Below are 12607 nucleotides of genomic sequence, written 5' to 3' on the forward strand. Positions count from 1 at the left end.
TAAAATAAACTGTACGGAAAGACAAGCTTTAATAAGGAGATTATGAAATGAAAAAATTATCATTTATTGTTTTATTTTTTGCAATGATAAGCTTAGTTGCTTGCTCTAATACGGAGACTGAAAAAAGTGAGGATGCTAATAAACAAAGTGACGAGTTAATTCTTGCAGTTGGAAGTGAGCCGGAAGAGGGATTTGACCCTACTACAGGGTGGGGGAGATATGGCTCGCCTTTATTTCAAAGTACATTACTTCGATATGACAAAATCTTTGAAATTCAAAATGACCTCGCAGAAAGTTATCAAGTGAGCGATGATGGACTTACATGGACGGTGGAAATTCGCCAAGACGTTCAGTTTTCTGATGGAGAACAGTTGAACGCGGATGATGTTGTGTTTACTTTTCAACAAACCAAAGGAAGTGGTTCGGTTGTGGATTTAAGTAATGTAAAAGGCATAGAAGCGGTTGATGATTACACGGTTCGCTTTCATTTAGAGAAGCCAGATTCAACCTTTATCGATTTACTTGTAACAACTGGAATTGTTCCAGAACATGCCTATGATGAAAATTATCGGGAACATCCTATAGGTTCAGGACCATATCAACTTGTTCAGTGGGATAAAGGTCAACAAATTATAGTAGAACGAAATCCACACTATTATGGAAAAGAACCATACTTTAAAAAATTAACGTTTCTTTTCCTATCTGAAGATGCGGGATATGCTGCTGCAAAGGCTGGAGAAGTAGATGTCGTTTCCATTCCTTCCAGCTTTGCGAACGAAAAAGTGCCAGGTATGAAATTAATCCAACTAGAATCTGTTGATAATCGAGGAGTTATGTTCCCATTTGTCCCTAGTGGGGATATGACAGAGGATGGGTTTCCGATTGGAAATGATGTAACAGCAGATATTTCTATTCGAAAAGCCATAAACGTTGGAGTGGATAGAAAGGCCTTGGTAGACGGGGTATTGGATGGATATGGAACACCAGCTTATTCCGTTGCCGATCGATTACCGTGGTGGAATCCGGATTCGGTGATAGAGGATCATGATATCGAACAGGCAAAGGAAATTCTAGACGAAGGTGGCTGGAAGGAAACGGATGAAGGTGTCAGAGTGAAAGATGGTAAGGAAGCCGCTTTTACGTTATTTTATCCTGCAGATGATCAAAATCGTCAGTCTCTATCCATGGCTTTCGCTGAAATGATGAAACCATTAGGAATTTCCGTTACGACAGAGGGAAAAAGCTGGAATGAATTAGAACAATTAATGTATTCTGAGCCTATCATGATGGGCTGGGGTAGTCATGATCCGCTTGAAATGTATAACTTGTACAGTAGTAAAACACGAGGAATAGGTTATTATAATACGAATTATTATTCGAATGAAGTTGTTGATCAATATATGGAACAAGCGTTACGGGCAACATCAACAGAAGAAGCGAATGAGTATTGGAAGAAAGCACAATGGGATGGAAAAGAAGGCTTCTCAGCAAAAGGGGATGCGCCATGGGCATGGCTTGTTAACCTGCAACATTTGTATTTAATCGATGAAAATCTAGAAATTGGGGAACAAAAGATTCAACCACATGGACATGGGTGGCCAATTACAGACTTTATTGAAGACTGGCATTGGAAGGAGTAGGAGAGGCTGAGTTTGAATTTAAAACGTGTATTTAAGTTTATTTTGAGTAAGGCAGTAAAACTATTAAGTTTACTTTTTGCAGTTAGTGTTATTTCTTTTACATTAGTGGCAATTTCACCAATTGATCCTATTCAGTCCTATGTAGGTGCGGATATAACGAGGGTGAGTCCGGAACAAAGAGAAGAGATTGCTGAATATTGGGGCCTGAATGAATCTAGAATATTGCAATTTATGAATTGGGGAAGTGCGGTCATCCAAGGGGATCTTGGGACTTCCTTAATCTATCGGGCCCCTGTAATCGATATTATCTTGGAGCGTTTTCTAGCCTCATTAGGATTAATGGGGCTAGCTTGGCTATTATCAGGGGTTATCGGTTTTTTACTAGGTGTCGTTGCGGCGGTTAAGCAAGGGACAATCATAGATCGGTTCATTAAAACTTATTGCTATACATTAGCTTCCACGCCCACTTTTTGGTTAGGTTTATTATTATTAACTGTTTTTTCAGTATGGCTCGGTTGGTTCCCAATTGGTCTAGGCACTCCAGCTGGTGTATTGGCAGAAGATGTATTTATACTAGATAAGTTCAAGCATTTATTATTGCCAGTTTTAACATTAAGTATTATCGGGGTCTCCAACATTGCGCTTCATACTAGGGAAAAGCTAGTAGAAGTATTACAAAGTGAATATATCCTTTATGCGAAGGCTAAAGGAAAAAAAGGCTATCAACTTGCTTATCAACATGGCTTACGTAATATCGCCTTGCCTGCTATTTCTATTCATTTTTCATCTTTCGGGGAAATTTTTGGCGGAGCTGTTATTGCGGAGCAAGTATTTTCCTATCCAGGTCTTGGGCAAGCAGTTGTACAAGCTGGTCTTGGTGGAGATGTTCCTTTATTATTAGGTATTGTATTATTTAGTACGGTATTTGTATTTATCGGAAACTTACTTGCCGATATTCTTTACAAAGTAATTGACCCCCGTATAAGAAAGGGGGACCTTCATTGAATCGGATAAATATAAGAAGAAAAACAATGATAAAAATAGCCGTTTCGGTTCTTTTCCTTTTAGCCATTATCAGTTCCGGAATGTCGATAACGGATGAGGAACTTCTTATCCATATGGAAGGGAAAAATGAGGCACCATCCTGGAATCATATATTTGGTACGGATTGGTTAGGGCGTGACATGTTAGCAAGAACCTTAAAGGGCTTAACGTTAAGTATTGGAGTAGGTATAGTAGCCGCATTAACGAGTTCCATCCTTGCTTTATTTTTTAGTTTATTAGCTTCGTGGAATAGAATGTGGGATCGGTTTGTCACATGGTTAATAGATCTATTTTTAAGTGTCCCCCATATAGTCGTTTTAATATTAATTTCCTTCGCCGCGGGTGGGGGTTTTTATGGTGTGGTGATTGGTTTAGCACTCACTCATTGGCCTAGTATAACAAGGATCTTGCGTGCAGAAATCTTACAAATAAAAACAGCTGAATATGTTAACATTTCCATGAAATTAGGAAAAAGCAAATTATGGATTGCTAGAAATCATTTTTTTCCACATGTATTCCCGCAATTGTTTGTAGGTTTCTTGTTAATCTTTCCACATGCCATTCTCCATGAAGCTGCAATAACCTTTTTAGGCTTTGGATTATCACCTGAACAACCAGCAATAGGTATTATATTATCAGAGTCTATGCGTTATCTTTCGGTAGGTATGTGGTGGCTTGCCTTTTTTCCGGGACTAGCTCTATTAGTTATGGTAAGTCTATTTGATATGTTAGGGAAAAATGTGAAACGATTCATCGATCCCTTTGATGGGATGAAGTCTTAGTGCAAGGAGGGGAAATGGATGGAAAACCCGCAACCTCTATTATTAGAAGTGAAGAATTTTTCATTAGCGTTTCGAACCTTTAAAAAAGGGTTAGTAGAAACAGAAATGAAAGTGATTAGGAATCTTAACATGACGATAAATGAAGGAGAAATTGTTGCAGTCGTTGGAGCTAGTGGTTCAGGGAAAAGCTTATTAGCCAGTGCGATTCTTGGTATATTACCAAAGCATGCATTAACGGATGGAGAAATTTTTTATAAAGGCGACAAATTGAGAGAGGAATATAGGGGGAAGGAAATTTCGTATATTCCCCAATCCACTCAAGCTTTGAATCCTTTAATGAAAGTTGGGAAACAGGTTCAAGAGGTTATACAGAATCAAGATAAAAAACTTGTTCAACAAAAGGTTTTTACTCAAGTAGGTCTTTCAAGTGAGGTTTCTGATAAATATCCATTTGAATTATCTGGTGGGATGGCAAGAAGAATTTTAGCGGCTACGGCTATCGTTAGCCCGGCAAAATTGATTATTGCTGATGAGCCAACACCGGGACTTGATCCACAAACCCTAGACGAACTTACCTCTCTTCTTAAACAGCTATCCCAAAAAGGGAAAGGTATCATGTTCATTACCCACGATATTGATACGGCATTAAAATTGGCAAATAAGGTAGTTGTTTTCCGTGATGGTGAAACAGTTGAAATAGCCAAGGTTGAGGATTTCTGGGGAAAAGGGGAAATGCTGCAACATCCATTTACAAAGGAGTTGTGGAATGCACTGCCGAGAAATGATTTTTTTGTTAAGGAAAAAGAGATTATTCCAATAACGAACGAATCATCGAAACTTGAGGTGGAAGGAATCAGCTTTAAATATGGGGATGGAGATTATTTATTTAAGGACCTTCATCTAACCATTCACCCTGGTGAAATCGTTGGTTTGCATGGATATAGCGGGTCAGGAAAAACAACGATGGCCAAAATCATTGCCGGTTATATGAAGCCTGAAAGTGGAAGGGTACTGCTTGGCGGTAAGCAAATTAAAAGTAGGGGAATACATCCTGTTCAGTTTATTTGGCAACATCCGGAGAAGTCCATCAATCCAAGATGGAAAATGCAAAAAATATGGATGGAAAGTAATATGGATCGTAAAGTATTAGATGAACTTGGAATAAAAGAAGAGTGGTTATCCCGTTGGCCAAGTGAATTGTCAGGAGGAGAGCTACAACGATTTTGTATAGCAAGAGCATTTCAAGACGAGACTAAATTCATTATAGCCGATGAAATTACGACAATGCTTGATGCCATTACACAAGCGCATTTGTGGAAAATGTTACATCGTGTTGCGAAGGAGCGGAATATTGGTGTCCTTGCGATAAGTCATGATTCCTATTTATTGCAGCGTATAAGCGACCGTATGATAGACTTCCAGGATTTTCAAGGCGCCCAATTTCAAAAATGACTCAAACTTTTGAACCCAATAGGGCATTTTTTTAATATATTAGAAATAAGTAATCATACAGGGGGAGAATCATATGTATTTTCTAATCTCAACTTTGATTGGATACTTATTCGGTTGCCTAAATGGTTCACAGCTTGTTGCTAAACGAAAACAGATAGATATTAAAAAATTAGGGAGTAAGAATGCAGGCGCCTCTAACACTACGATGTTGTTAGGGTGGAAATATGGTATAGTCGTTGCTCTCGTAGATATTTTTAAAGCAACCTTGGCAATTTTATTAATGGTATCCTTCTTGGAATATAATGGAGTAATGAATGAATATCAGATTATACTACTATATAATACTGCCTTTTTTGTTATTTTAGGTCATAACTATCCAATAACAATGAATTTCAAAGGTGGAAAAGGTACAGCCTCTATTATAGGTGCATTTTTAGCAATCGATTTTAGAATTGCAATTATTGGGGTTATCATATTACTACTAGTAACATTTACAACGGATTATGCTGTATTCGGAATTCTGAGTATGTATGTAGTTTATTTTATAGAGACATACATGGTTTATGGTACTGATCCAGCAACAATTGTTTTAGTACTTATTCTAATGGGTATGATGAAACATTGGGAAAATCTAAGACGTTTTATGAATAAGGAAGAGATTAAACTTTCCAGTATATATCGGAAAACTTCTTAACAAATGGTTCTAGGCCTTATTCAAATTTCTTTTTGGAGGAAGCATATATGTTAGATTGGATGGTCTGGATTGTCATTATTGTGTTGTTCATATTGAGTTTTGCCGGAATCATTTATCCAATCATTCCGTCAGTCCTTGTCATTTGGGTTGGTTTTTTGCTTTATCAGTTTATCATCAACCCAGATGAACTCACGATTGTTTTCTGGATAATAATGGCTATCTTTACTCTGTTTTTATTTTTAGCAGATATATTAGCAAATAGTTATTTTGTGAAAAAATATGGTGGCAGTAAATGGGGAGAACGAGGTGCGGTAGTAGCGGTTATTGTTGGATCATTTATTATCCCACCTTTTGGTATTCTTATTGTTCCCTTTATTACCGTATTTGTCATAGAGTTATTACAACAGAGACCTCCTAACGACGCAATCAAGGCATCCATCGGTTCGTTGCTTGGCTTTTTAGGCGGGTCTATTGCCAAAGTATTGATTCAGTTGATTATGATCATTTGGTTTTTTATTGTTATTATATTTTGAGGATGACGTTTTTAGTAAATTCTTACACTTGATGTGGGTCCATCACAAAGGATATCGAGAAAGTGAAGAAAATCCTGTTTTATCAACTAAATTATATAGGATTTTCTTCACCAAAAAATAAACAGTTTTAAAATTCAGTTACCCGGTCTTTCAAGTGTGAATAGAAAGGCTATTTCTCCACCTGCCTATTTATAAAACTATATATACCCCAATATACTAAAGGGAAAATAGTTATGATGAGAAAGGCTGTTTGATTACTAATATACTTTGAAGAAATATATAGGAAGACCATTATTATTAAAAAAATTATATATACAGTTTTTCCAGATAATCTATTTTTCATAAAAACCACCGCTCTTCAAATTAAATACCTGCAAATATTTTTTTACTGACTTTATTATTACATTAGATTAAGTAACGAGTAAAGATCTAAAATAATAAAGGAATCGATCATACTACTTTTAATCCCCTCCATCTTGACTTTCTATTTTCATCCATATATATTAAAAGATATTGAATATAATTAAAACGTTTGAAGAGGATTAGTATAATTTTAATGTCTTTTAAGAGAGGAAATGGGTGGTGCGAATTTCTAAAGACATGAATTAGAACCTACCTTTTTAGTTCGCTGTCGGAAAGCTTTTGGCTGTAAGATAGCGCGGTTCATAACCGTTACGAAGGAAAAGTGTGCAAGTGGGAATCCCTCTTGCAAACAAGGGTGGTAACGCCAAACCTCGGTCCCTTTACTGGATGGGGGTTTTTTTGTGCAGAAATACGAAAAGCGGAAACGCGAGCTAGTCGATGGGCGTTGAAGCTAAACAAGAATATATTAAAGAGGTGTTTACTTTGGGAAAGAAAAATAAACAGTTTGTCGAAAAGATCACAGCAATGGAAGACGATTTTGCACAATGGTATACAGATGTTGTGAAACAAGCAGAATTAGTTGACTATGGTTTGGTTCGTGGAACGATGATTATGAAACCTTATGGATATGCCATTTGGGAAAATATTAAGGATCAATTAGATAAGAGGATTAAGGAAACAGGCCATTCTAATGTGTCTTTTCCGGTGTTTATTCCAGAAAGTCTACTTCAAAAGGAAAAAGACCATGTGGAAGGATTTGCTCCTGAAGTTGCTTGGATTACACATGGTGGAGAGGAAAAACTTCAAGAACGTTTAGCATTCCGCCCTACTTCTGAAGTTCTATTTTGTGACTACTATTCCAAAAATATTCATTCCTATCGTGACCTACCAATGTTATACAATCAATGGGCGAATGTTGTACGATGGGAAAAAACAACAAGACCGTTTCTACGTTCTTCAGAGTTCCAGTGGCAAGAAGGGCATACTGCTCATGCAACTGATGAAGATGCTTCACAAGAAACAAATCGTATGTTAGAAGTATATGCAGACTTAGTGGAAGAATATCTAGCTATTCCTGTACTAAAAGGTAGAAAAACAGATAAGGAAAAATTCGCTGGTGCTAATTATACACTAACCATCGAAAGTTTAATGCATGATGGAAAAGCTCTACAATCTGCAACTTCCCACCATTTCGGTTCTGGCTTTGCAGAAGCTTTTGATATTACGTACTTAGATGAAAATGGAGAAAGCCAATATGTTCATCAAACATCTTGGGGACTTTCTACACGAATTATGGGTGCGTTGATTATGGTGCATGGTGATAATCGTGGATTAGTTGTACCTCCAAAAATTGCACCTACACAAGCGATGATTGTTCCTATCGCTCAACATAAAGAAGGTGTACTAGATAAAGCTTATGCGCTACGTGATCAATTAAAAGATTTAGTCCGTGTCGATATTGATGCAAGTGATAAAATGCCAGGATGGAAATTCAATGAATATGAAATGAAAGGAATTCCTGTACGTATTGAGATGGGACCGAAAGATATTGAGAAAGGACAAGTTGTTCTTGTTCGTCGAGATACGGGAGAAAAAGAATTCGTGGCACTTACAGAATTAGAAGAACGCTTGCCTCAATTACTAGAAGAAATTCAAACCAACCTATATAATAAAGCACTTGAACATCGTAATGAGATGACAACAACTGCTACGAATATGGATGAATTTAAACAAACACTTGATCAAAAGGGCGGCTTCATCAAAGCAATGTGGTGTGGAGACCTTGCATGCGAAGAAAAGATAAAAGAAGAAACAACAGCAACTTCACGTTGTATTCCATTTGAGCAAGAAAAAGTAGCAGATACATGCGTTTGCTGTGGTAAAGAAGCAAAAGAAATGGTTTATTGGGCAAAAGCTTATTAATTAGGAGAAAAGGCGTCGATGATTCGGCGTCTTTTTTTATATCTAGTTTTAAAAGAAAAAAACCCTTGCGCATGTTGTTCAATCATGGTATAACTGAATTAGTTAATAAATATACAATAATATTCATAAATATACACACGTTATACAAAGTATAGGAGTGATAAACACCATGAAAGAACATTTGTCTAATCATTTAGAACAAATTAAAAGTCAACTTTGGGAAATGAATAAGAACTTATATGAAAATCCTGAATTAGGCGATCAAGAATTTGAATCTATGAAACTACATACGAATTTTTTAAAAGAGCATCAATTTGAAATAGAAATAGGAACCGTTAATCGACCAACTGCATTTAAGGCTACCTATAAAAGTGGTAAGCCAGGTCCAACGATTGCTTATTTAGCGGAGTATGATGCATTACCTGAAGTTGGACATGCTTGTGGGCATAACTTAATCGGGACAATGAGCGTTGGTGCTGGAATTGCCTTGAGTAAAGTATTACATGAAATTGGTGGGAATGTTGTTGTATTAGGAACTCCTGCAGAAGAAACGAACGGTGCAAAAGTTCCTATGAGTCAACAAGGAGTTTTTGATGATACGGATGTAGCAATGATCCTCCATCCAAGTGACCAATCTTACATGAGTGGAAAGTCTTTAGCAATGGACGCGATTCAGTATGCGTTCACTGGAAAATCAGCACATGCAGCTGCATCCCCAGAAGAAGGTATTAATGCTTTAGATAGCGTCATACAATTATTTAATGGAATTAATGCATTAAGGCAACATGTCCAATCAGATGTACGTATTCATGGTGTGATATCTGAAGGAGGAAAAGCTGCTAATGTTGTTCCAGATTATGCAGTTGCCCAATTTTATATCAGAGCGAATAATCGTAAATACTTAAATGAAGTTGTAGAAAAAGTAAAACATATTGCTGAAGGTGCTGCATTAATGACAGGTGCCACTTTAGAAATCTCAAATTATGAATTAAGTTACGATAATATGGTAACGAATCATACACTTTCAGAAGCCTTTAATCAAAACTTGAAGCAAACTAGCACATTACCACTAAATAAAGATAAATCTGGTTTAGGATCGATTGATATGGGAAATGTTAGTCAAGTTGTACCGGCGATTCACCCATATATTGGAATGAACAAACCGGGATTAGTACATCATACGAAAGAGTTTGCTGATCAAACCATAACTGAAGATGGATATACAACATTAGTAAGTGGCGCATTAGCTCTAGCGCAAACTGGGTATGATGTCATTTCTAGTGAAGAACTTTTACAAGCTATAAAGGAAGAGTTCAAAAACAACAGTCTATAAAAGGATGTTTAATAAGTCCGGTGAAAATGACACTTTAATGTTTCTAGTTGGCAATAGTGCTAGTGTCGGCGTTGCGATAGGACGTTGTGAATTTAGCCGATCTCGGTTCTTTTTGAACAGACATGATAAAGAAAAGGGGAGAATCAAATGAAATCTACATTTTTTAAAATTTTAGTTATGGCATTCATCATTGGAGTGCTGGCAGCATGTGGAGCAGGTGATCCGGAAGCTGAGAAAACTCCTGATAATAATACAGGAGATACAGCAACGGATAGCCAAGAAGGTGAAAAGGCTGAAAAAGCAGATGGAAAAGTATTAAAAATGGCTACTTCCGCTGACTTTCCTCCGTTTGAATCTTATGATAAAGAAGGAAACTTTGTTGGTTTTGATATTGAGGTAGCTCAAGCTATCGCGGATGAATTAGGGTATGAGTTGGAAATTCAAGATATGAGTTTTGATGGGTTGATTGGGGCATTGCAATCTGGTCGTGTGGATATGGTAATGTCTGGTATGAGTGCTACCGAAGAACGTAAACAAAACGTGGATTTCTCTGAACCGTATCATCGATCAGGTGAAATGTTTATAATGAAGAAAGATGCTGATATCAATAGCTTAGAAGACCTTAAGGGGCTTACTGTTGGGGTTCAATTGGGTACCATTCAAGAAGAAGGTGCGGATGAACTAAGTAGTAAGTATGGCTTTGAGGTGAAGAAAGTAGATAAAGCTGCATTATTAATTCAAGAGTTAAATTCAAACCGTATTGATGTTGGTTATTTGGATAAAACAGTTGCAGAAGGTTTTATCGCGGAACAGGGACTAGAAGGTTTTGATGATCCGACAACAAGTTCACCAGGAATGGGCATTGCATTTCCTAAAGGAAGTGAACTTACAGAGGAAATTAACGGTGCATTAGAAAAACTGATTGAAAATGGTACGATTGCTGAATTAGAAAAGAAATGGGATCTAACTAACGCAGAATAAACAGCAAAGAAAGCGAGGTGTTAGGGCATGAATTTGGATTTTAGCCAAATCGTGCCTTATACTCCTTTTATGTTAAAAGGAATATGGGCTACTTTAGAATTCGTTATTTTTTCCATTATAATTGGTTTAGTATTAGGGACACTTCTTGCGCTTTGTAAGATTACAAAGGTTTCCTTCTTAAAATGGATAGCAAATGCATATACATCCATATTTCGTGGAACTCCCCTAATTCTACAATTAATGATTATCTATTATGCAATTCCACAATTAACAGGCTATGATATTCCGATATTTTTATCAGCTGTTTTAACATTTGGATTAAATTCAGCGGCATATGTATCTGAAATTATTCGTGCGGGAATTATGGCTGTTGATAAAGGTCAAATGGAAGCTGCAGAGGCATTGGGAGTGCCATATAGACCGATGATGTTAAATATTATTTTGCCACAAGCCATTAAAAATATCTTGCCGGCCTTATTAAATGAATTCATCACATTAACAAAGGAATCTGCTATTGTATCTACTATAGGTTATTTAGATTTAATGCGTCGTGCCCAAATTGTCGGTGCAGATATTTATCGTAATTTTGAACCGTTATTGTTGGCAGGGGCCATTTATTGGATTATGGTATTTATATTAACGAAAATTGGCCAAGCTATCGAACGGAGGTTAAGACAAGGTGATTAAGGCTAAAGAAATAAGCAAGGTATTTGGAAATAATACAGTATTGAAGAATATTTCTACTACGATTAATACGGGAGAAGTAGTGGCAGTTATAGGACCATCAGGATCTGGTAAATCTACTTTTTTAAGATGTCTGAATTTATTAGAAGAACCAACATCAGGGGAAATTTATTTAAATGATAAAAAAATTACGGATAAAAAGGTAGATAAATTAGTCGTTAGAAAAAATATTGGAATGGTATTTCAGCATTTCCACTTATTCCCGCATATGACCGTATTAGATAACGTTACGTATGCTCCACAAAAGGTAAAAGGTCTTTCCAAATCGGAAGCACAAAAAATTGCAAAAGAGTTACTGGCGAAAGTCGGATTAACAGACAAAGAAAATGCCTATCCGAATAGACTTTCTGGGGGACAAAAACAACGTGTAGCCATTGCGCGTGCACTTGCCATGGAACCAGAAATTATGTTGTTTGATGAGCCAACTTCTGCACTTGATCCGGAAATGGTTAAAGAAGTATTAGATGTTATGAAGGATTTAGCAGGTACAGGAATGACGATGGTCATTGTGACGCATGAAATGAATTTTGCTAAAGAGGTTGCGGATAGAGTACTGTTTTTAGATGATGGGGTTCTACTGGAAGAGGGAGACCCAAAAGAATTCTTTAAGCAACCAAAAACAGAACGGGCGAGGGACTTTTTGGATAAGGTTCTGTAATAAATAAAATTTTTGGAGATGTGTATTAAAGGTTAGGATATTCGCCTTTAATATACATCTTTTTTATTTAGTAGGTTCAATGTGATCATTTGATATTCGTGGAAGTGAATTAGTTACTCATTTGGATTATGAGTGCCCGAACAGGAATTCTTTTCAGTATACGGTAACTCATTCGACTTATGAGTGCCCGAACGAGGAATTCCTTTCAGTATACGGTAACTCATTCGACTTATGAGTGCCCGAACGAGGAATTCTTTTCAGTATTTGGTAACTCATTCGGCTTATGAGTGCCCGAACGAGGAATTCCTTTCAGTATACGGTAACTCATTCGACTTATGAGTGCCCGAACGAGGAATTCCTTTCAGTATACAGTAACTCATTCAGCTTATGAGTGCCGGAACACGGCTTCCTTTTTCGCATTCCGTAACCTATGTTGTAGAATTCGTTACCCCATAAATTC

11 protein-coding genes and 1 other annotated feature are annotated in these 12607 nt (G+C 36.9%); all 11 genes read left to right on the top strand.

The genetic code is table 11. The annotated features are described in order from the left end of the window. Positions 1 to 47 precede the first annotated feature (47 nt). The 11 genes from MHI02_RS03095 to MHI02_RS03145 all read left to right on the top strand — a co-directional run bounded on the left by MHI02_RS03095 (position 48) and on the right by MHI02_RS03145 (position 12147). Complete coding sequence (locus tag MHI02_RS03095) at positions 48 to 1640, top strand: ABC transporter substrate-binding protein (RefSeq protein ID WP_047184956.1); 1593 nt, start codon at positions 48 to 50, stop codon at positions 1638 to 1640. A 12-nt stretch (positions 1641 to 1652) separates the two neighbouring features. Beyond that, positions 1653 to 2645, top strand: a complete 993-nt coding sequence (locus tag MHI02_RS03100) for an ABC transporter permease (protein ID WP_341165624.1) — start codon at positions 1653 to 1655, stop codon at positions 2643 to 2645. 5 nt (positions 2646 to 2650) lie between these two features. After that, positions 2651 to 3466 (top strand): ABC transporter permease, encoded by an 816-nt coding sequence (locus MHI02_RS03105; RefSeq protein WP_341166095.1) that lies wholly within the window; start codon positions 2651 to 2653, stop codon positions 3464 to 3466. A gap of 18 nt (positions 3467 to 3484) precedes the next feature. Continuing rightward, positions 3485 to 4918, top strand: coding sequence for an ABC transporter ATP-binding protein (locus tag MHI02_RS03110; RefSeq protein WP_052771694.1), 1434 nt, complete (start codon positions 3485 to 3487; stop codon positions 4916 to 4918). A 73-nt stretch (positions 4919 to 4991) separates the two neighbouring features. After that, entirely contained in the window at positions 4992 to 5612 is a 621-nt protein-coding gene (locus MHI02_RS03115) for a glycerol-3-phosphate acyltransferase (protein ID WP_047184958.1), read from the top strand. 47 nt (positions 5613 to 5659) lie between these two features. Further along, the gene (locus tag MHI02_RS03120) at positions 5660 to 6145 is read left to right on the top strand and encodes a DUF456 family protein (RefSeq protein ID WP_204798258.1); all 486 of its coding nucleotides are present in this window, start codon (positions 5660 to 5662) and stop codon (positions 6143 to 6145) included. 522 nt (positions 6146 to 6667) lie between these two features. Continuing rightward, positions 6668 to 6891, top strand: a binding site (T-box leader). Between the two features lie 100 nt (positions 6892 to 6991). Further along, the gene (gene proS / locus MHI02_RS03125; protein WP_060667828.1) at positions 6992 to 8431 is read left to right on the top strand and encodes a proline--tRNA ligase; all 1440 of its coding nucleotides are present in this window, start codon (positions 6992 to 6994) and stop codon (positions 8429 to 8431) included. Positions 8432 to 8600: 169 nt separating this feature from the next. Further along, a complete protein-coding gene (locus MHI02_RS03130; protein WP_204798830.1) occupies positions 8601 to 9764 on the top strand; it encodes an amidohydrolase in 1164 nt (387 codons plus the stop codon). A 147-nt stretch (positions 9765 to 9911) separates the two neighbouring features. Then, on the top strand, positions 9912 to 10745 hold the full coding sequence (locus MHI02_RS03135; protein ID WP_047183645.1) for a basic amino acid ABC transporter substrate-binding protein: 834 nt from the start codon (positions 9912 to 9914) through the stop codon (positions 10743 to 10745). A 27-nt stretch (positions 10746 to 10772) separates the two neighbouring features. Further along, a complete protein-coding gene (locus MHI02_RS03140) occupies positions 10773 to 11432 on the top strand; it encodes an amino acid ABC transporter permease (RefSeq protein ID WP_047183644.1) in 660 nt (219 codons plus the stop codon). After that, on the top strand, positions 11425 to 12147 hold the full coding sequence (locus MHI02_RS03145) for an amino acid ABC transporter ATP-binding protein (RefSeq protein WP_047183643.1): 723 nt from the start codon (positions 11425 to 11427) through the stop codon (positions 12145 to 12147). The genes MHI02_RS03140 and MHI02_RS03145 overlap by 8 nt, the downstream gene beginning before the upstream one ends. Positions 12148 to 12607: the final 460 nt, after the last annotated feature.

The sequence above is a fragment of the Oceanobacillus sp. FSL K6-0118 genome (assembly GCF_038006665.1).
In the GTDB taxonomy this organism is placed as follows: Bacteria; Bacillota; Bacilli; order Bacillales; family Amphibacillaceae; genus Oceanobacillus; species Oceanobacillus caeni.